Source organism: Sphaerisporangium sp. NPDC088356 (genome assembly GCF_040685555.1).
In the GTDB taxonomy this organism is placed as follows: Bacteria; Actinomycetota; Actinomycetes; order Streptosporangiales; family Streptosporangiaceae; genus Sphaerisporangium.
This window is the reverse complement of sequence record NZ_JBFBIK010000003.1, coordinates 155,852-174,368: the sequence shown is the minus strand read 5'-3', so window position 1 is coordinate 174,368 and position 18,517 is coordinate 155,852. Positions and strand designations below refer to the sequence as shown.

Sequence of the window (18,517 nt, the reverse complement as noted above, 5' to 3'; positions counted from 1 at the left end):
GGGCCCCCTGTCACTTGCCGGCGACCCGGTCGCCGCGGTTCACCGCTAGGCGCGCAGCTGACGGAACTCGTCGGCCCTGGCGGTGAACTCACCCTCGGTGAGGGCGGTCTCCTCGGCGCACGCGCCCGCGCTGGCCTCGATGCCGGGGCCGAGCGGGAACGCCTTCTGGAACTGGATGTTCACGCGCGGGGGGACCTCGTAGGCGTCCACGCCGACACCGAGGCCGGTGACCTTCTCGGCCACGCGGCGCTTGCCCACGTAGACGTCGAAGATGGCGTTGTAGACGATGATCGCCGGGTAGTCGGCCGCCGCCTGCTGCGCGATGGCCAGGCTGCGCGGCTGGGGGGTGTCGGACAGGGTGATGGTGACGTACTCGCCGAACAGTTCGGAGAAGCCGGCCACTTCCCACTGCTCGATGGCGAACTCGAACTGCCGGTGGCCACCGGCGTTGGTGAGGGGAGCGCCCCGGTCCAGGCGCAGGACGGCCGACATCTTGAGGATCTCCTTGACCTCGCCGTCGGCGACGATCGGGATGTTCAGCTCGGACTGCTGGAATTCCACGTCCGCGACCGGGGGGAACTCGGTCTGCCGGGGGAGCGGGTTGACGATCTGGGGGGTACTCATGGTTTCCTCCTGCTGTTCCCACGTTTAACGTGGGTGGCGGTTCACACCGGACGGCCGGGAGCCACGGCCTGCACGACACGCGGAAGCGGAGCCCGCCGTTCGGTGTGTTCTCGGTTCGGCCCCGCCTCGAAGGACGGGGACGTCTGTGCCTCTCCCTCGGGGGAGGCGGGTGCGGGGGCCGGCATCGCGGAGTCCGCGGCGACGGCGGCCGTGATGTGCCGGGCCTCCACGACCAGGCGCTGGCCCGGGTCCCAGTCGGGGCTGTGGAACATCAGCCCGAGCAGCGTGCTCTCCAGGATCGCCCGCAGCCCTCTGGCCCCCGTCTGCCTGCTCTGCGCGCTCTCGGCGACCGCCGTCAGTGCCTCCTCGGTGAACGAGAGCACATGCCCGTCGAGCCGGAAGAGCTCCTCGTACTGGGCGAGCAGGGAGTCGACGGGCTCGGAGATGATCCGGCGCAGCTCCGCCAGGCCGAGCTGTTCGAGCTGGACGACCACGGGGAACCGGCCGACGAACTCGGGGAGCAGGCCGTAGGAGATCAGGTCCTGGGGTTCGGCGTCGGTGGTGGTCTCCGGATCGGGCACGACCCTCGCGCCGAAGCCGATGCCCCGGGAGTTGCCGCGTTCGGCGACGATCTCGTCCAGGCCCACGAAGGCGCCGCCGGCGATGAACAGGATGTTGGAGGTGTCCATCCTCCTGGCCTCGGATCCGGCGGGCCCGTCGGCGCCGCTCCGGGTGGCCAGGGACACCTCGGTGCCCTCCAGCACCTTCAGGAGGCTCTGCTGCACGCCTTCTCCCGAGACGTCGAGCGCCCCGGCCTCCCGCTTGGCGAGCTTGTCGACCTCGTCGAGGAACACGATGCCGTGCTGGGCGGCGGCGACGTCGCCGTCGGCGGCGGTGACCAGGCGGCGGAAGATGGACTCGGTGTCCTCGCCCGCGTACCCGGCCTGCGTGATCGAGGTGACGTCGGCGACCACGAACGGCACGCCCAGGGTCACGGCGAGGGTCTCGGCGAGGAGGGTCTTGCCGGTCCCGGAGGGCCCGGCCATGAGGATGTTGGACTTGGCGAGCCTGGCCGGCCGATCAGACGGCTGGGACCGCTCGCCGATCTTCCCGATCCTCTTGAAGTGGTTGTAGACGGCCACGCTCAGCGCCCTCTTGGCCGCCCCCTGGGCGATGACGTGCTCGTCCAGCCGGGCCAGCAGCATCGAGGGGGTGAGCCTGCCGGAGGTGTTCCTTCTCCTGCGCCGCCCCTCGACCGCGGCGATGCCCGCCTTGGCGCAGTCGACGCAGATGGCCGTGCCCGTGCCGGTGATGAGGGGGACGGCGGCCAGCTCGTTCACTCCGCAAAAGGAGCAGTAGGCGAGCTTTCTGCGGAGGGAAGGGGTCATGTGTCCACCTCTCGACCGGGTAGGTCACTTCAATAAAATGTACTGATCGGATTAGGGGTCGACAATAATCAAATGTCGACATACGCGGCGTTTCCCGTGGTTGAGACCTGCCATTGCGGACCGGCGTCCACCATCTACCTTTAATAAGCCACACCGACCGCAGCGAGGAGTCGACCACATGGCCGGGACCGGATCCAAGATCGCAGTGATCAGCGTGAACGTGCACGACATGGACCAGGCGGTGGCCTTCTACACCGACACGCTGGGCTTCGCCGTCCGCTCCGACCGGGGTGCGCCCTACTTCGTGGAGCTGGTCAACGACGGGCCCCGGCTCGTGCTCCAGCTCGCCGAGCGCCCGGCCAAGGCCGACTACCCCTCGGGCGCGTGCATCATGATCAACCTGGGCGTCGCCGACGCGCAGGCGGAACTGGGCAGGCTGCGCGAGTCCGGGGCCGAGCTGCTGCACGAGTCACTTCAGGAAAGCCCTGTGGGCCCCTACTTCGCCGTCGCCGACCCGAGCGGCAACGTGATCGAGCTGATCCAGTTCAGCGAGTGACCGCCACCTCGGTCCACCGCCCCTCCGTGGGCGCGCGCATGCTCACCGGCCGGATCCTGACGGTCGGCCGCACCTTCCTCGCCGTGGCGGCCCGGGTCGGTGCACTGTGGGTCGTCGCCAGGCTGACCGGACGTCGCGCGGCCTTCCCCCGCGCCGCCGCCGGCGCGGTCGCCGCCCGGCTCCACCAGGCGGGGCCCACCTTCGTCAAGCTCGCCCAGCTGCTCAGCACCCGTCTTGACCTGCTCCCCGCCGAGCTGTGCAAGGCGTTCTCCCGCCTGTACGACGACGTCCCCGCGATCCCCGCCAAGACCGCCGAGGAGCTGGTCGCGGCCCGGATGGGCGCGCCACTGAAGACGATCTTCGCCCGCTTCGACCTTCGGGCCGTGGCCTCAGGAAGCATCGCCTGCGTCTACCGGGCCACGCTGTTTGACGGCACCGAGGTCGCGGTCAAGCTCCGCAGGCCGGGGGTCGAGGAGATCATCGCCGCCGACCTGCGGCTCATCGCCTGGGGCACCGCCCTGGCCGCCCGGACCCCGATGATGCGGGGGCTGCCCGCCGTGGCCGCCGTCAGGCAGATGTCCCAGGCCATCGCCGGGCAGCTCGACTTCACCGCGGAGGCCGCCGCGCTCGTACGGCTGTCGGCCGCGCTGAAGGAGCTCGACGAGATCAAGGTGCCCCTGCCCCACCCCGAGTACGCGGACCCCGCGCGAACCGGACGGGGAGTGCTGGTGATGGAGTACCTTCCCGGACTCGCCAGGAGGTCTCCGGCCGACCTCGGCGAGCAGGCCTCGGTGCGGGCTGTGGAGGCGGCGCTGGCCGCCATCTACAAGATCTTGTTCCTGGACGGCCTCGTCCACTGCGACCTGCATCCGGGCAACCTCTACCTCATGCCCGACGGATCGGTCCAGATCCTCGACGCCGGGTTCGTCGTGGAGCTGCCGGAAGGGGCACGCCGAGCCTTCACCGAGTTCTTCTTCCGCATGGGCACCGGCAACGGGAAACGCTGCGCCGAGATCGTGCTGTCCACCGCCATGGACCGGCGGGGCCTGGACGAAGGCGCCTTCACCGCCGAAATGGTGGCCCTGGTCGAGTCCGTCACCGGGGTCCGCGCCGGCGACTTCGACCTGCTGCGCTTCGCCGGCGGACTGTTCGACATGCAGCGCAGGCACGGACTCCACGCGGATCCGCAGTTCATCTTCCCGCTGCTCGGCATCCTCGTCTTCGAGGGGGCCATCAACGCCTACCACCCGGAAGTGGACTTCCAGGAGCTGGCCATGCCCTACCTGGTAAGGGCTCTGTTCACCCGCCGATGACCTTTATCACTATATCTAAAAGTAGTAAAGTAGTCTTATGAAGGAAGGGCGCAGACACTACGGCCAATACTGTGGCCTCGCCGCGGCGCTGGACGTGATCGGCGAGAGGTGGACGCTGCTCATCGTCCGTGAGCTCCTGGTCACGCCGCGCCGCTACAACGAGCTGCTGGCCAACCTGCCGGGAATCGGCACGAACCTTCTGGCCGTCCGGCTCAAGCTGTTGAGCGACACGGGCGTGGTGGAGCAGCTCACCTCCGATCCCGACGGCCGCGCCCGCCGCTACAGGCTGACCGAGCGCGGGCAGTCGCTGCGCCCGGTGGTGCTCGACCTCGCCCGCTGGGGCATGCCGCTCCTGGCCGAGCCCGATCCGGAGGACGAGGTCCGCCCCGAGTGGTCGCTCGTCGCGGTGGAGGCCATGATGCGCCCGCCGTCCGTGTCCGCCCCCGACGAGTGCTACCAGTTCGAGATCTCCGGGAAGGACGGGCGCATCGAGGTCTTCCATGTCGCGATCAAGGAGGGCAGCGCGCAGGTCGTGGCGGGCCCCACCCCTGAGCCCGGCCTGCTCGCCGTGACCGACGCGGTCACGTTCGTGGAGATCGGGGCGGGCAGGCTCGACCCCCTGGAAGCCGTCGTCGTGGGCAGGCTGCGCCTCGACGGAGACCCCGGAGCCGTGCTCCGCTGCTGCCGCATGCTCGGCCTGCTCCCCGGCTGATTCCGGTCCCTTTCCCTTTCGCTCTATGCAACGAACCTTTGTCATGAAAAAACACTCTTACGGATGGGGGTCCGGGACTACTCAGACAACGGGGAAGGAACGACATGCCGGTCAATCTGTCCAACAGCACGCCGCTCGCGTGGGACTCGGCCACTCTGGACGCCGACACCAAGGCGATGCTGGACAACCTGCAGCCCAACATCCTGCAGGCGCATGTCAGGGAACACATGTCGGTCCTGTTCATCGGCTTCGGCGACGGGGCCGACGCCAAGCGCTTCCTGCGGGACCTGGTCCCTTTGATGAAGTCGGCCAGGAGGCACCTGGAGGAGGTCAGGGAGTTCAACCGGTCCAAGGCGGCGGGCACGTCGTACGTCGGGGTCGGGATCAGCAAGCTCGGCTACCTCAAGCTCGGCCACTCCACGACCGGCTTCACCGACAACGCGTTCAAGTCCGGGCTCAAGCGGCGCAAGGACACCCTCGAAGACCCGCCGGTGAGCGCCTGGGAGGCGTCGTACAAGGGCGAGATCCACGCGGTCGTGATGATCGGGGACGCCACCGCGCCGCCGGTGGCCGCCACCCGTGAGCGCGTCCTGGCGCTGCTGCCGGCGACGGCGAAAGTCCTTGGCGAGGAGACGGGACTCGGGCTGCGTAACGCCCAGGACCGGGGCATAGAGCACTTCGGCTACATCGACGGCCGAAGCCAGCCGCTCTTCCTCGCCGAACAGGTGGCCGGGGAGAAGGGTACGAACTGGACGCCGTTCTTCCCGCTGAGCCACATCCTGGTCGCCGACCCGCTGGCTCCGAAGCCGGCCAGGCACTTCGGCAGCTACCTCGTCTTCCGGAAGCTGGAGCAGAACGTACGCGCCTTCCGGCAGGCCGAGGAGCACCTCGCCGACAACCTCGGGCTCACGGGAGCCGACCGGCAGCTGGCCGGGGCCATGCTGGTCGGAAGGTTCCGCGACGGCACGCCGCTGAGGCTCCACGGCAAGCCGAGCTCGGACGGCTTCCCGGTGCAGAACGATTTCAGCTACCGCGACGACCCCGGGTCGAAGTGCCCCGTCAGCGCGCACATCCGCAAAGTCAATCCGCGCGACTCCCGTGACGGTGGCCTCGAGCGGGTCCTCGGTGTGATGATGGCCAGGCGCGGTCAGACGTACGGCACGCGGACGGACGTGCCCTGGGACGACGCGCCCCCGGAGACCAGGCCCACGGGCGGAGTCGGCCTGCTGTTCATGGCGTTCAACTCCAGCCTGCAGAACCAGTTCGAGTTCACGCAGCAGTCGTGGGCCGACAGCCCCGGCTTCCCGTCGGAGGGCGCCGGCCACGACCCTGTGATCGGCCAGGGCAAGCGCGAGGTCAAGGTGAGGTATCCGAAGGCCTGGGGCAGTGACAAGCTCAGCGCGCCGCAGGCCGAGGTTCCCCAGACCGTCACGATGCGGGGCGGCGAGTATTTCTTCATGCCGTCCCTCGCCTACCTCAAGAGCCTGTGAGGGCCCTCAGGGGAGGGTGAACGACGGGAGGAGGGCCGGCAGGTCGGTGGCGCCCTGGGCGGTGAGGGTCAGGTCGCGGGTGCCTTCGTGCGCCTCGACCAAGCCGCGCCGCGCTGCAGATATTCGTCACGAACTTCACCCGGACCACGTCGGGGGCCGCGCGTACCACGGTCTGGGCGGGAGCCTTCCTCGCCGCGAGCTGCGTCCTGCTCGCCACCACGGCTGGAGGCTCGGGGCCGGTGGCGACGGCGGTGGTGGCGGTCGCCGCGCTGTTCCACGTGGCAGGTGAGCTCGGGTACGTCGGCGGGAGCTGGGCGTTGTCGGTCGAGCTGATGCGGGAGGACGCCCGGGGCGCCTACCAGGGCGCGTCCGAGGCGGCGACCGCCACGGTGCAGATGTTCGCACCGGCCGTCTTCACCCTCCTGCTGACGCAGTTCCGGGCGTCGGGCTGGCTGATGGTCGCCGCCGTCTTCCTCGCGTGCTCGGTCCCCGTCCCCGCGCTGGCGCGGTGGGCGGGCCGTACGCGCTGACGCGGACGCGCGGGCTAGGACGAGACCACGAGCGAGGACTCCGCGCGGGAGGCCAGGAGCGCGTCCACCTCGGCCGGGTCGGAGAACAGCGACCAGGCGGCCACCGGGTCGCTGAACAGGTTGATGAAGTGGTCGGCCAGGCCGCGGTCCATGGCCGCGCCGATGAACAGCTTCAGCACGTGCTCGGCCGGCGGCTGGAGGAAGGCGTTGGCCCACTCGGTCACCGGCCCCGCGACCTTCCACATCTCGGCGGCCACGGACTCGGCGAACCGCACGTCGTACGGGCCGCCCGCCGCGATCGCCTCGGCGGCCACCCAGGCGCAGTGCGAGCCGAGGTTGGCGCCCTGCCCGGTGATCGGGTCGTTGGTGATCCACGCGTCCCCGACGGCGAGGGCGATGCGGCCGGTGGCGAGCTTGGCGACGGGGTTGCGTACCATCGGCGTGACCGCGCCCTGGAGCATGTCGTCCGGGCCGAGCAGGTCGAACGAGCCCGGGTCGACGCGCTCGGCGATGCGGGGAGCGTGCTCGGCGAGCACGCCCTGGAGCGTGCGGATGAAGGCGCGCGGATCGTCCTGGTAGGACATGCGGGTGATCGGCTCCAGCGGGCCGCCGGGGACCGCCTCGACCAGCATCCCGCCGGCCATGCCGTCCCGCGTGCGCATGGGCATCTGGAAGATCTCCCCGCACCCCGGCGACACGTTGTAGCTGAAGCCCGCCGGGGTGATGCCGGTGTAGAGGCCGGCGAGGAGCGACCGCTGCGGGCGGTCGTACGGGGATCGGGCCTCGTCGCGGGGGAACAGCTCGGCGACCGAGCGCCGCCCGGCGGCCACCACGATCAGCTCGTGGTCCGCCGACCACCTCTCGACGTCCGCGGCGCCCGGAGAGGGCTCGGTCACCACCAGCCGCCCGCCACGGGAGGTGTAGTCGTCGAGGAAGGCGGGCAGCAGGAGGCGGAAGTCGGCGGCGTGGAAGGGCTTTTCGATGGTGCCCTCGAACTCCAGCGGCGGCTCGCCCTTGATGGAGATCCTCGCGGTCTTCGAGAGGCTCTCGGCGTCCGCGAAGTGCTCGCTGCCGAGGGCGCGTTCACGGTCGCGGGTGCGCCCCATGCGGGCGACGGTGTTGGGCAGGCGGCCACCCCTCAGCTCGTCGGCGGTCTTCTCGGTGTACAGGGTCACGTCCACGCCGAGCTGCCGCAGCCTCAGCGCCAGCGTCAGGCCGGAGATCCCCGCGCCCACTACGCCGATTTCACTGGTGGTCATTTCTTGCTCCCTTCTCCGCCCTCATTCAGCAGCACCGGACTTGGGCGCTGATTGACGCCGAGTTGGCATGTGCTTGGCAGCCTCGTTTCTCCTGGAAAGCCGTAAAAGGGACACGCGCATGGGCGTTACCTGGCCTTCCGTTAGGGTGGGCCGTGAACGCGACCCGGTGAGCGCGCGGGCGGGTGGGTACAAGTCGTGCAGGGGGAATTGTCGCCTTTAAGGCATATATCCGCGCATAGGCGGACGTCGGCGTACTGATCTACAGAACTTCCCGGCCCCGGGAAAGGAGCCGAGATGATCGATAGACGTCAGGTCCTGAAGGCGGCGGCGGGCGGAGCGGCCCTGCTGGTCACCGGACGTACGTCCCAGACCTCCGGCGGGGTGACATCGGCCAGGCGGGCGACGGCCTCCTCGCCGGGCGTGCGCTGGGCGGGCACGCTCGACGCGGCGGGCATCGCGAAGTACGTCACACCACTGGTCATCCCGCCGGCCATGCCCGCCGACGCCTCACCGGACGGCGACCGCGACCGCTACGTCATCGGCGTCCGGCAGTTCCGGCAGCAGGTGCTGCCTCCGGGCAACCCGGCGACCACGCTGTGGGGGTACGGCTCGCCGGAGCACCCCGAGAGCTTCGCCTCCCCCGCGTGCACCATCGAGGCCAGGTCAGGACGTCCCATACGGGTCATGTGGGTCAACCAGCTCGTCGACGGCGACGGGGGCTACCTGTCGCACCTGCTGCCCGTGGACCCGACGCTGCACTGGGCGAACCCTCCAGGCGGGCAACACGGCCGGGACACGCGACCGGCGTTCTCGGCCACGCCCGGCCGGTACCGGGGGCCCGTGCCGATCACCACGCACCTGCACGGCGGGTGCAGCATGGACGACAGCGACGGCCATCCCGAGTCGTGGTACCTCCCGGCCGCGCGGAACATCCCCTCTGACCACGCCACGGAGGGCTCGCGGTACGGCCATTTCATGAGCACGTTCGGGAGCCGCGAGAGCGTCGAGTGGCAGCCGGGCTCGGCGGTCTTCCAGTACGACAACGACCAGCCCGCGTCCACGCTGTGGTTCCACGACCACACCCTCGGCATGACTCGGCTCAACGTCTACGCGGGGCTCGCGGGCTTCTACCTGCTTCGCGGCGGAGCGTCGGACCTCGACCCCGGAGTGCTTCCCGGACCCGCTCCCCAGGCCGGCGACCCTCCCGGCACGCGCTACTACGAGATCCCGATCATCATCCAGGACCGGACCTTCGCCGAGGACGGCTCGCTGTTCTACCCCGGCAGCCGGGCGCTGTTCTCCGACAAGTACGGCGGCCCGTACATCCCCCGCAGCCATGTGCCGCCCATCTGGCAGCCGGAGTTCTTCGGCGACGCGATGATGGTGAACGGCCGCACGTGGCCGGTGCTGGCGGTCGAGCCACGCCGCTACCGCCTCCGCTTCCTCAACGGATGCAACTCGCGGTTCCTGATCCTCAAGGTGGCGGCCGACCCCCTCGCCAGACGCCCGGCGGCGCCCGCCGTGCCCTTCTGGCAGATCGGGGCGGAGGCCGGGTACCTGCCCCAGCCGGTGCGACTACACAGCCTGATCATCGGCCCCGGCGAGCGTGCCGACGTCATCGTCGACTTCACCGGTGCCAGGCCGGGCACGGAGTTCTACCTGATCAACGAGGGTCCCGACGAGCCGTTCAGCGGGGACGCGAAGGCGGCGCCCGCCAACCCGGCGACCACCGGGCAGGTGATGAAGTTCGCGCTGAGGCCGCTTTCCGGCAGGGACGAGAGCGTGCCGCCCGCACGGCTCGCGCTGCCCGCGCTCACCCGGCGCGGCCCGGCGACGCTGACCCGTCAGGTGGCACTCCTGGAGCATTCCATGGAGGTCAGGGCGGGCACGGAGGTGCCGGCGGCGACGATGCTCGGCACCCTCGCCGGAGGCGGCACGGCCAAGATGTGGTCGGATCCCGTGACCGAGAACCCATCGCTCGGCGCCATCGAGGTGTGGGAGATCCACAACTCCACCGACGACGCCCACACGGTCCATCTGCACGAGGTCCGTTTCGAGGTCGTCGACCGCGGGCCGCTCAAGGGCGCCAAGGCCCGGCCACCCGAGCGCTGGGAGCGGGGCTTCAAGGACACGGTGATCGCCTACCCGAAGGAGGTCACCCGGATCAAGATGATGTTCGACCTGGAGGGTATGTACGTGTGGCACTGCCATCTGCTCGAACACGAGGACAACGAGATGATGCGGCCGTTCCAGGTCGGCTCCTGACGCCACTTGGCGGAGCGATCGTCGCGAGGGCGCGGGGCAGTCTTTGGCCGATGTTTGTGCGCCGGAGAGAACAGATGCCCACGGCCGGGTCGTTCTACTGATCGGGGGCCAAGGTCCCCCGGTGTCCGGAGGAGGATCGTATGAGCATGCGAGCAGGCCAGGTCATGGCACCGGTCCACGTGCCGGCCGGGGCGACGGAGACCGGCGACGGCATCAAGGTCGGCGACGGCCCGGTCATCGTGGACGCCTACATCGACTTCCAGTGCCCGTTCTGCAAGCAGTTCGAGCTGACGGCCGGGCCCACGCTCGACCAGCTGGTGGAGAACCGGCTGATCACCATGGTGTACCACCCGATGGCCTTCCTGGACGCGGCGTCGACCAACCAGTACTCCTCCCGGGCCGCCTCGGCCTCCGGGTGCGCCTCCGACCACGGCAGGTTCATGGAGTACGCCTACGCGCTCTTCGTCAACCAGCCCCCCGAGGGCGGGCCGGGGCTCAGCGACGACGAGCTGGCCGAGCTGGGCGGGTCGGTCGGGCTGACCGACCCGGGCTTCGGAACGTGCGTGCACCGGCACACCTACGTCGAGTGGGCGGCGTACGTGACCGCGAGGGCCGCCCAGCGGGGGGTGAACGCCACACCGACCGTCTTCGTGCAGGGCGTGTCCGTCCCGGCGAACGCCCAGATGATCGTCGCCGCGGTGGCCGCCGTGACGGGCTGAGCGCAGGCACGGAAGGCCACTTCCCGTGGTCTGGAAGTGGCCTTGTCGTGGCCTGCCCGGCCGGTGGGCACACGGTCCGGTCAGTGCGACGCGCGAGCGCCTCGCCTGGTCGGATCTGTTGCAGGTGTCAGCCGCAGTGCTCGAAGGGGCTGTCGTAGGCGGAGGAGCCGGCCTTTCCACCCCACTTGACGCAGGTGTTCGAGGCCGAGGCGCGTACCGGGCGGCGGGCCGGGCCGATCTCGCCCGCGACTACCTGCACCTCGCGGTCACCCTCCAGCGCGAACTGAGCGCGGGGTCATACCCTGGGGGAGTACAGGTCGTGAACCCGTGGGTGGCCGGGTGAGACGGGAGGGGCATAGCCTGCACTGAGACAGAAACGGTTTCACCGTTAGAAGGGGTGCATACCCATGCCAGCGTCGCAGCACGGTCAGAACTTAGATATCCGTGTTGAACGCCTTGATGACTGCACGGTGCTGCACTTGGCCGGTGACCTGGACTTCCACGGCACCCCCATCTTCAACGCCCACATCGACGGGGTGTGGACCGGAGAGCAGGGTCCCCGCATCATCATCGACCTGGCCGGTCTGAAGTTCTGCGACTCCGCCGGCCTCGGGTCGCTGGTCTATGTCTTCAACCAGATCACGTCGGCCAAGGGGCGGCTGATCCTCGTCGCCGTGCCCGACTACCTGCGGCGACGGCTGAGGATCAGCGGCCTGGACAATCACTTCGAGTCTCTGGACACCGTCGAGCAGGCGGTGCTGGAGGTCGGCCCGGCCTGAGGCGACCGCACCACGTCCTGGTCAGACGGCGCCGATCGAGATTCCTACCCCGCCGCGCGTGCTCGCACCGTACCGCTCCTTCTCGCGGGCGATGTCGAGCGGCTGGATGCTGCTGCGCCCCGCGAGGGTCTCCTCGGTGAGGAGCGCGGCGGGCACGAGCCAGGACACCTCGAACTCGATGCCGTCGGGGTCCTTGGCGTACAGGGCCTTGGTGGTGGAGTGGTCGGAGGCGCCGACGAGCGCGCCGAGGTCACTCAGCTTCGCGGCGATCTGTTCGAGGTCGCCGAGCGTCTCCACCTCCCAGGCGAGGTGGTAGAGGCCGACGGTGGCCCTGCCCGCCTGGGACGGGCCCGCCTCCGCACCGATCTGGAAGAGCCCCAGGTCATGGTCGTTGTTGGACGACGGCGCCTGGAGGAAGGCCGCGCCGGGGAACGCCATGACCGCGTGGAAGCCGAGCGCCTCCTGGTAGAACGCGACACTGCGCTCGACATCGCGCACGTACAGGACGGCGTGGTTGAGACGGTGAACGGGCATGACAGCCTCCAATAACTTGAACTCTCAACCAATATACCCCCGTGCGTTCCACCGCTCCACGGGCCGGGTCACCCTTGTGGGGTGAGCAGGAAGGCGCCGGGGTCGGCGATGATGCGCTGGATCACCTGACCGGCCGCGCCGAGCGTCGCGGCGTCGGCGCCGACCTGCGAGACGACCAGGGCGGGGACGCGGGCGCGCATCTGCCCGAGCCGCTTCCGCATCGCCTCCTCCGCCGGGCCGGACACCCAGGGGAACAGCGGCGCGAAGATCCCGCCCAGCACGATCGTGTCCGGGTCGAGCAGGTTGACCGCCGTGGTGAGGGCGACGCCGAGCGCCGAACCGGCCCGCTCGCAGGCGGTCGCCGCCGTGGGCTCGTCCGCCTTGAGCCGGGCCACGAGCTCGGTGATCTCCTCGTCCGGGGGCAGCAGCGCGTCCTGCCCGGCGTACCGCTCCAGGCAGCCGGTGCCGCCGCATCGGCACGCGGGACCGTCCGGGGAGACCACGACGTGGCCCAGCTCGCCCGCGAAGCCATGCGCGCCACGGAACAGCGCGCCGTCGACCACCAGGCCCGCGCCGATGCCGATCTCTCCGGACACGTGGAGGAAGTCGCCGAGCGACGCCCCCGACCCGAACCACAGCTCGCCCAGCGCGGCGAGGTTCGCCTCGTTGTCCACGAGCACGGGCAGCGGAAGCGCGAGTGTCTCCGCGACGGTCACGTCGCGCCAGCCGAGGTTGGGCGCCCGGTGTACGGCGCCGGTGGAGCGGTCGACGGGGCCGGGCAGCGCGACGATCGCGCCCGCGACGGAGAGCCCCTGCGCGGCGGCGTCGGCCAGCATGCCGGTCGCCAGCTGCCGCAACCGCCCGATCACGTCCACCGGCGAGGCCGCGCGGTTGTCCACAGGCTGTGTACGGATCAGGCGCACCGTGCGGCTGAGATCGACGACGCAGGCGGCCAGGTAGTCGACGTTGATCTCCAGGCCCAGCGCGGCGACCCGGTGCCCGCTGAGGCGTACGGCCACGCCGGGCCGTCCGCGCTCGCCGTCGCGCACCGCGCCGGACTCCACCGCCATGCCCGCGTCGATGAGGTCTCCGACCAGTTTCGACACCGTGGTCTTGGTCAGGCCGGTGGTCTCGGCGAGCGCGGCACGCGTCAGGGGCCCGCTCCGGTCGAGCTCTCCGAGGACGACGGCGAGGTTTCCCGCGCGCATCGAATCGTGTCGTACGGCCTGTGCCATCAGGGGTTGTCTCCTGCTTCGATCACAGCGCCCAATACCTTCCCGTGAACTCGCCGGGGCGTCCCTCTTGACCTGCCGCGAGTACCGGCCGATATTTAGTCCACAACATAGACTAAATCGGGAGACACCAACAGTGAACGAGTACGCACCCACGAAGGAAGACAAGTTCACGTTCGGCCTGTGGACGGTCGGCTGGCAGGCGCGTGACCCGTTCGGTGACGCCAGCCGCGCCCCGCTCGACCCGGCGGTGGCGATACACCGCCTCGCCGAGCTCGGCGCCTACGGCGTGACATTTCATGACGACGACCTCCTCGCCACTGAGCCCGACCGCGACAAGGCCATCGAGAACTTCAAGCGGGCCCTGAGCGAGACCGGCCTCAAGGTTCCCATGGCCACGACCAACCTGTTCACCCACCCCGTCTTCAAGGACGGTGGCTTCACCAGCAACGACCGGGACGTCCGCCGGTACGCGCTCCGCAAGGTCATCCGCAACATCGACCTCGCCGCCGAGCTCGGCGCGACGACGTACGTCTGCTGGGGCGGGCGCGAGGGCGCGGAGTCCGACGCGGCCAAGGACGTCAGGGCGGCCCTCGACCGCTACAAGGAGAGCCTCGACGTCCTCTGCTCCTACGTGATCGACAAGGGGTACGACCTGCGGTTCGCCCTTGAGCCCAAGCCGAACGAGCCCCGTGGCGACATCCTGCTCCCCACGATCGGCCACGCGCTGGCGCTGATCAACGAGCTGGAGCACCCCGAGATGGTCGGCCTCAACCCCGAGGTGGGCCACGAGCAGATGGCCGGGCTCAACTTCGTCCACGGCATCGCCCAGGCGCTCTGGCACGGCAAGCTCTTCCACCTCGACCTCAACGGCCAGCACGGCCCCAAGTACGACCAGGACCTCGTCTTCGGCCATGGTGACCTGAAGAGCGCGTTCTTCCTGGTCGACCTGCTGGAGAACGGCGGCTACGAGGGCCCGAGGCACTTCGACTACAAGCCGCTGCGCACCGAGGACGCCGAGGACGTGTGGGTCTCGGCCGCCGCGAACATGCGGACGTACCTGATCCTCAAGGAGAAGTCGGCGGCGTTCCGCGCCGACCCCGAGGTCCAGGAGGCCCTGGTGAACTCCCGCGTCACCGAGCTGGCCCAGCCCACCCTGGCCGCCGGGGAGACCTACGAGGACCTCGCCAAGGACGACTTCGACATCGACAAGGTGGCCGAGCGCGGCTTCCACTTCACCCGCCTCAACCAGCTCGCGCTCGAGCACCTCCTCGGAGTCCGGGGATGACCCTCGTCGCGGGAGTCGACTCATCGACGCAGAGCTGCAAGGTCGTCATCCGCGACGCCGAGACGGGGAGCCTGGTCCGCGAGGGCCGGGCCCCCCACCCGCCCGGCACCGCGATCCACCCCGATCACTGGTGGAACGCGCTCCAGGAGGCGGTCGCCGCCGCGGGTGGCCTCGCCGACGTGGCGGCGCTGTCGGTGGCCGCGCAGCAGCACGGCATGGTCTGCCTCGACGAGCACGGCGAGGTCGTCCGGGACGCGCTGCTGTGGAACGACACCCGCTCCGCACGCGCGGCCGACGACCTGATCACGGAGCTGGGCGGGCCGCGGGCATGGGCCGAGGCGGCGGGCAGCGTTCCGGTCGCCTCCTTCACCGTGACCAAGCTCCGCTGGCTGGCCGAGTACGAGCCGGACAACGCGGCCCGTACGGCTGCGGTGTGCCTGCCGCACGACTGGCTCACCTGGCGCCTCGCCGGGTCGCCGGGCATCGGCGCGCTCACGACCGACCGGGGCGACGCCTCGGGCACCGGCTACTGGTCGCCCGCGACGAGCTCCTACCGCCCCGACCTGCTCAAGCTCGCCATGGGCCACAGCCCGCTGGTGCCCCGCGTGCTCGACCCCACCGGCCAGGCGGGTGAGTCACAGGCTGTACGGCTCGCGCCGGGCACGGGTGACAACATGGGGGCGGCGCTCGGAGTCGGGCTGCTCCCCGGTGACGTGGTGGTCTCGATCGGCACCTCGGGGACGGTCTTCGCCTGCTCCGACGTCCCGAGCCAGGACCCCTCGGGAGCCGTGGCGGGCTTCGCCGACGCGACCGGGCGGTTCCTCCCGCTGGTGTGCACGCTCAACGCCGCCCGGGTGCTGGACGCCGCGGCGCGCATGCTCGGCGTGACCACGGCCGAGCTCTCCGATCTCGCCATGCAGGCCCCACCGGGTGCGGACGGGCTCGTGCTCGTTCCGTACCTCGAAGGGGAGCGGACCCCGAACCGTCCCGAGGCCACCGGGTCGGTGCACGGGCTGCGGCTGTCCAACTCGACCCCCGCGCACCTCGCGCGGGCCGCCGTGGAGGGCATGCTGTGCGGGCTGGCCGACGGGCTGGACGCGCTGGGACTGGAGCCTGGGCGCGTGCTGCTCATCGGCGGGGGCGCCAGGTCCGAGGCGGTACGCAGGATCGCGCCCGCAGTGTTCGGACGTCCCGTGCTCGTGCCCGAGCCGGGAGAGTACGTCGCCGACGGGGCGGCGCGCCAGGCCGCCTGGCTCGTCGCGGGCACCCCGGAACCTCCCAGGTGGGAGGCGGGAACGCCCGAGCTGTTCGAGGCGGAGCCGGCGCCCGATGTCCGCTCGCGCTACGCGGAGATCGTCGCCGGGATCTGACCTCCGACCCTGAGGCGCCTCCGGACCGCCTCAGGGGTCGCTCAGGGGTGGCACCGGATGTTCGAAACCATCGTTTCGGGACAGTCTTGATCCATGCTGCCCCTGAGAAGGCTTTACCCCCTGGTCGCCGGAACCGGAGTACTGGTCGCGTCGATCACGATGGTGGTCGGCCGGATCGGTGTCCCCCTTGACACGCTTCATCTGACGATCGGCCGGTCCACGGCGCCTGGCTCGGGCGCCTCGCTCGCGATGGTGCTGCTCGCGGCGTCCTCGCTCGGGCTGCTCGCGTGCATGCGGGCCGTACGGGCACCCGTGGAGGGCTGGCCCGAGCGGCTCGTGGCGGTGTGGGCGGCGTCGCTGACCGGCGCGGCCCTGCTGCCGGGGACGGTCGCGGCGGACGTCATGATCGTGGTCGCGCTGGTCGGCCTCGCCGGAGCCGCCGCGCTGATGGTGCGGCGGTTCGGCGACGACGAGAGCTGGCGGCCGGCGGCCCGCCCGCTGGAGTGGCTGTCACTGGGCGCGGGCGGCGCCCTGGCCGTGCTGACCTATGTCGCCCTTCCCGGGCACCGGGTGCTGATCGGCCTGGTCGAGTGGTCGCTCCTCGGCATCGAGGCGGCCGTCCTCGCCGTCGTGGCCGTACAGCTCACGCGGATCGCCTGGAGCCCCGCGGGCACTGCCGCCGTTGCCACCGCCGTCCCCGTGGAGCCCCCGCCGATCATGGTTCCCGCTCCGGCGAGGCGGCCGGTGAGCCCGGCGCGTACCCCGGCCTGGATGCCGGCGCGGACTCCGGCGATGACCGCCGGCATGGCCATGGCGAGGGCACTCGCCCCCACCATCGAACGCGCTACAAGCGGCACGGGACGGCCTACCAGGGTGCTAAGCCGACACTAGCCATGTAAGAATCTAATTCACGAAATATCACAGATGTATCAAGAAATCACGCGCCACAGTGCTAGTGTTCATCGGCGATCTTCGCCCCAGGCATCGAGTGGGTCCATCCGGTTCACGATCTCCGCGTTGGCCGACGGCGAACGAGACGGCCGGGAGGTGTGGGAATGTCGACCGAGCTGAACTGGCTGCTTGACGACTTCGTTGCGCGGGTGACGGACGTGCGGCACGCGATCATCCTGTCGATTGACGGGCTGCGCGTCGCGGCCTCCGGCAGTCTCTCGCGCGAGGACGCCGAACACCTGTCGGCCGTGGCCGCCGGCTTCCAGAGCCTCGCCAAGGGCACGAGCATGCGCTTCGGCGGCGGCGCCGTGCGCCAGACCATCGTGGAGATGGAGGCGGCCCTGCTGTTCGTCACGGCGGCCGGCAACGGAAGCTGCCTCGCGGTGATGAGCATGATGGACGCCGACGCCGGGCTGATCGCCTACGAGATGGCCCGCCTCGTCGGCAGGGTCGGCCGCCACCTGACCACCCACCCAAGAGGCACCGTCTGAAGCTACCGTGTCGCACATGTACTCGGGCGGAACATGGCGGTAGCCGAAGAGAGCGCGCTGGTCGCGGCCGCCCTCGCGGGTGACGATCGGGCGTTCACCGGGCTTGTCGAGCGTCACCGGCGGGAACTACACAATTCCTGCTGTGCCGCGACGACCGTTTCCTCCCTGCCGAGTTCATGCGCCGCCTCGTCAAGGAACGCCTGGGGATGGTCCCCGACGAGATCAACGGAGGCCACAACGTCGCCCTCAGCCGTCCCAGCGAACTGGCCGACCGCCTGACGGCACATCATCGAGTGTGAACCGGCCGGGCCGCGCTGCTTTTCCGGCCTGTCGGGCGTCGAGTACGACCGTATCCGCCGCCTGCTCACCGCGTAAGAGAGGGCGGGTCCTCGTGTGTGCGGAAGCGCGGGATGGGCAGCTCCGTGGGGACGCGGCTGGTGTTCTGGGTGGCTTGACGCCAGCGGGCCCAGACGGTCTTGCCGGGGCCGTCGGCCAGTGGGGTGATGCCGTGGTCGTGGGCGATGGCGGCGACGATGGTGAGGCCGCGGCCGTGGGTCGCGTCGATGCCGAGGTCGAGGTGGCGGGGTTGACCGTTCCCATGGTCGGTGACCCGGACGCACAGCTCCCCAGCCGAAGCCCAGAGGGAGAGCCTGATCGGAGGGTCGCCGTAGTTGACCGCGTTCGCCAGCAGTTCACTGACGACCAGGACCACGTCGTCCGCGAGCTCGCCGAACGTCCAGGCCGTGAGGATGCCGTTGACCAGTTCGCGGGTCTTGCCGATCACTGAGAGGTCGTGAGGGAGGTCCCAGCAGACGGTACGTAGACCGTCCGGCGTTCCGGGCATCGAAACTCCTCGGGATGGGGTCAGGGCGGGTGGGTGGGGTGCCGGGTGAAGCCGGTCGGCAGTGGGGCTTGAGCGCGTTGTCGGTTCCGCTTCGCGGATGAGGTCGCGTAGTTCGTCGGCGGTGCGGGCTTGCAGGATCAGGGGCCGGGGTGCGGGCCACGTGGCGACGGCG

The 18,517-nt window shown here is 70.2% G+C and carries 20 protein-coding genes; 13 read left to right on the top strand and 7 right to left on the bottom strand.

What is annotated here, in order from left to right; translation table 11 throughout:
• Positions 1-45: 45 nt before the first annotated feature.
• On the bottom strand, positions 46-624 hold the full coding sequence (locus AB0O34_RS02885; protein WP_363911897.1) for a hypothetical protein: 579 nt from the start codon (positions 622-624) through the stop codon (positions 46-48).
• A 41-nt stretch (positions 625-665) separates the two neighbouring features.
• On the bottom strand, positions 666-2,012 hold the full coding sequence (gene clpX / locus AB0O34_RS02880; protein ID WP_363911895.1) for an ATP-dependent Clp protease ATP-binding subunit ClpX: 1,347 nt from the start codon (positions 2,010-2,012) through the stop codon (positions 666-668).
• Positions 2,013-2,190: 178 nt separating this feature from the next.
• Here clpX and AB0O34_RS02875 point away from each other — a divergent pair, with 178 nt between their 5' ends.
• The 5 genes from AB0O34_RS02875 to AB0O34_RS02855 all read left to right on the top strand — a co-directional run bounded on the left by AB0O34_RS02875 (position 2,191) and on the right by AB0O34_RS02855 (position 6,613).
• Positions 2,191-2,568, top strand: a complete 378-nt coding sequence (locus AB0O34_RS02875; RefSeq protein WP_363911893.1) for a VOC family protein — start codon at positions 2,191-2,193, stop codon at positions 2,566-2,568.
• The gene (locus AB0O34_RS02870; RefSeq protein ID WP_363911891.1) at positions 2,565-3,881 is read left to right on the top strand and encodes an AarF/UbiB family protein; all 1,317 of its coding nucleotides are present in this window, start codon (positions 2,565-2,567) and stop codon (positions 3,879-3,881) included. The genes AB0O34_RS02875 and AB0O34_RS02870 overlap by 4 nt, the downstream gene beginning before the upstream one ends.
• A gap of 37 nt (positions 3,882-3,918) precedes the next feature.
• Positions 3,919-4,593, top strand: coding sequence for a winged helix-turn-helix transcriptional regulator (locus tag AB0O34_RS02865; RefSeq protein WP_363911889.1), 675 nt, complete (start codon positions 3,919-3,921; stop codon positions 4,591-4,593).
• Between the two features lie 104 nt (positions 4,594-4,697).
• Complete coding sequence (locus AB0O34_RS02860) at positions 4,698-6,083, top strand: hypothetical protein (protein WP_363911887.1); 1,386 nt, start codon at positions 4,698-4,700, stop codon at positions 6,081-6,083.
• 239 nt (positions 6,084-6,322) lie between these two features.
• A complete protein-coding gene (locus AB0O34_RS02855; protein ID WP_363911885.1) occupies positions 6,323-6,613 on the top strand; it encodes a hypothetical protein in 291 nt (96 codons plus the stop codon).
• A gap of 14 nt (positions 6,614-6,627) precedes the next feature.
• On the opposite strand, the gene AB0O34_RS02850 is transcribed toward AB0O34_RS02855, so the two are convergent.
• Entirely contained in the window at positions 6,628-7,872 is a 1,245-nt protein-coding gene (locus AB0O34_RS02850; RefSeq protein ID WP_363911883.1) for a styrene monooxygenase/indole monooxygenase family protein, read from the bottom strand.
• Positions 7,873-8,166: 294 nt separating this feature from the next.
• Here AB0O34_RS02850 and AB0O34_RS02845 point away from each other — a divergent pair, with 294 nt between their 5' ends.
• Together AB0O34_RS02845 and AB0O34_RS02840 are read left to right on the top strand one after the other, a co-directional pair.
• Positions 8,167-10,137, top strand: coding sequence for a multicopper oxidase (locus AB0O34_RS02845; protein WP_363911881.1), 1,971 nt, complete (start codon positions 8,167-8,169; stop codon positions 10,135-10,137).
• 140 nt (positions 10,138-10,277) lie between these two features.
• Positions 10,278-10,856, top strand: coding sequence for a thioredoxin domain-containing protein (locus tag AB0O34_RS02840; RefSeq protein WP_363911879.1), 579 nt, complete (start codon positions 10,278-10,280; stop codon positions 10,854-10,856).
• Between the two features lie 127 nt (positions 10,857-10,983).
• On the opposite strand, the gene AB0O34_RS02835 is transcribed toward AB0O34_RS02840, so the two are convergent.
• A complete protein-coding gene (locus AB0O34_RS02835) occupies positions 10,984-11,115 on the bottom strand; it encodes a hypothetical protein (RefSeq protein ID WP_363911877.1) in 132 nt (43 codons plus the stop codon).
• Positions 11,116-11,263: 148 nt separating this feature from the next.
• Here AB0O34_RS02835 and AB0O34_RS02830 point away from each other — a divergent pair, with 148 nt between their 5' ends.
• Positions 11,264-11,635: an STAS domain-containing protein gene (locus AB0O34_RS02830; RefSeq protein ID WP_363911875.1), complete on the top strand. Its 372-nt coding sequence runs from the start codon at positions 11,264-11,266 to the stop codon at positions 11,633-11,635.
• Between the two features lie 21 nt (positions 11,636-11,656).
• On the opposite strand, the gene AB0O34_RS02825 is transcribed toward AB0O34_RS02830, so the two are convergent.
• Complete coding sequence (locus AB0O34_RS02825) at positions 11,657-12,169, bottom strand: VOC family protein (RefSeq protein WP_363911873.1); 513 nt, start codon at positions 12,167-12,169, stop codon at positions 11,657-11,659.
• Positions 12,170-12,237: 68 nt separating this feature from the next.
• Positions 12,238-13,404 (bottom strand): ROK family transcriptional regulator, encoded by a 1,167-nt coding sequence (locus tag AB0O34_RS02820; RefSeq protein ID WP_363911871.1) that lies wholly within the window; start codon positions 13,402-13,404, stop codon positions 12,238-12,240.
• A gap of 133 nt (positions 13,405-13,537) precedes the next feature.
• Here AB0O34_RS02820 and xylA point away from each other — a divergent pair, with 133 nt between their 5' ends.
• From xylA to AB0O34_RS02795, 5 genes are all read left to right on the top strand, one after another.
• Entirely contained in the window at positions 13,538-14,689 is a 1,152-nt protein-coding gene (xylA, locus tag AB0O34_RS02815; protein WP_363911869.1) for a xylose isomerase, read from the top strand.
• Positions 14,686-16,059, top strand: coding sequence for a xylulokinase (gene xylB / locus AB0O34_RS02810; protein WP_363911867.1), 1,374 nt, complete (start codon positions 14,686-14,688; stop codon positions 16,057-16,059). The genes xylA and xylB overlap by 4 nt, the downstream gene beginning before the upstream one ends.
• A 93-nt stretch (positions 16,060-16,152) precedes the next feature.
• Positions 16,153-16,950: a DUF998 domain-containing protein gene (locus tag AB0O34_RS02805; RefSeq protein WP_363911865.1), complete on the top strand. Its 798-nt coding sequence runs from the start codon at positions 16,153-16,155 to the stop codon at positions 16,948-16,950.
• 164 nt (positions 16,951-17,114) lie between these two features.
• Positions 17,115-17,501 carry a roadblock/LC7 domain-containing protein gene (locus tag AB0O34_RS02800; RefSeq protein WP_363911863.1) on the top strand — a complete coding sequence of 129 codons (387 nt, stop codon included), beginning with the start codon at positions 17,115-17,117 and terminating at the stop codon, positions 17,499-17,501.
• 176 nt (positions 17,502-17,677) lie between these two features.
• On the top strand, positions 17,678-17,800 hold the full coding sequence (locus AB0O34_RS02795; RefSeq protein WP_363911861.1) for a hypothetical protein: 123 nt from the start codon (positions 17,678-17,680) through the stop codon (positions 17,798-17,800).
• Between the two features lie 65 nt (positions 17,801-17,865).
• On the opposite strand, the gene AB0O34_RS02790 is transcribed toward AB0O34_RS02795, so the two are convergent.
• Entirely contained in the window at positions 17,866-18,345 is a 480-nt protein-coding gene (locus tag AB0O34_RS02790; RefSeq protein ID WP_363911859.1) for an ATP-binding protein, read from the bottom strand.
• Positions 18,346-18,517 lie beyond the last annotated feature (172 nt).

Excerpts from the sequence above, each read along its gene's own strand:
- AB0O34_RS02820 (WP_363911871.1), bottom strand. The coding sequence starts at position 13,404 with ATGGCACAGGCCGTACGACACGATTCGATGCGCGCGGGAAACCTCGCC.
- AB0O34_RS02860 (WP_363911887.1), top strand. The coding sequence starts at position 4,698 with ATGCCGGTCAATCTGTCCAACAGCACGCCGCTCGCGTGGGACTCGGCC.
- AB0O34_RS02830 (WP_363911875.1), top strand. The coding sequence starts at position 11,264 with ATGCCAGCGTCGCAGCACGGTCAGAACTTAGATATCCGTGTTGAACGC.
- AB0O34_RS02850 (WP_363911883.1), bottom strand. The coding sequence starts at position 7,872 with ATGACCACCAGTGAAATCGGCGTAGTGGGCGCGGGGATCTCCGGCCTG.
- AB0O34_RS02800 (WP_363911863.1), top strand. The coding sequence starts at position 17,115 with ATGTCGACCGAGCTGAACTGGCTGCTTGACGACTTCGTTGCGCGGGTG.
- AB0O34_RS02885 (WP_363911897.1), bottom strand. The coding sequence starts at position 624 with ATGAGTACCCCCCAGATCGTCAACCCGCTCCCCCGGCAGACCGAGTTC.
- clpX (WP_363911895.1), bottom strand. The coding sequence starts at position 2,012 with ATGACCCCTTCCCTCCGCAGAAAGCTCGCCTACTGCTCCTTTTGCGGA.
- AB0O34_RS02845 (WP_363911881.1), top strand. The coding sequence starts at position 8,167 with ATGATCGATAGACGTCAGGTCCTGAAGGCGGCGGCGGGCGGAGCGGCC.
- AB0O34_RS02790 (WP_363911859.1), bottom strand. The coding sequence starts at position 18,345 with ATGCCCGGAACGCCGGACGGTCTACGTACCGTCTGCTGGGACCTCCCT.
- AB0O34_RS02805 (WP_363911865.1), top strand. The coding sequence starts at position 16,153 with ATGCTGCCCCTGAGAAGGCTTTACCCCCTGGTCGCCGGAACCGGAGTA.
- AB0O34_RS02875 (WP_363911893.1), top strand. The coding sequence starts at position 2,191 with ATGGCCGGGACCGGATCCAAGATCGCAGTGATCAGCGTGAACGTGCAC.
- AB0O34_RS02825 (WP_363911873.1), bottom strand. The coding sequence starts at position 12,169 with ATGCCCGTTCACCGTCTCAACCACGCCGTCCTGTACGTGCGCGATGTC.
- xylB (WP_363911867.1), top strand. The coding sequence starts at position 14,686 with ATGACCCTCGTCGCGGGAGTCGACTCATCGACGCAGAGCTGCAAGGTC.
- AB0O34_RS02865 (WP_363911889.1), top strand. The coding sequence starts at position 3,919 with ATGAAGGAAGGGCGCAGACACTACGGCCAATACTGTGGCCTCGCCGCG.
- AB0O34_RS02840 (WP_363911879.1), top strand. The coding sequence starts at position 10,278 with ATGAGCATGCGAGCAGGCCAGGTCATGGCACCGGTCCACGTGCCGGCC.
- AB0O34_RS02795 (WP_363911861.1), top strand. The coding sequence starts at position 17,678 with ATGCGCCGCCTCGTCAAGGAACGCCTGGGGATGGTCCCCGACGAGATC.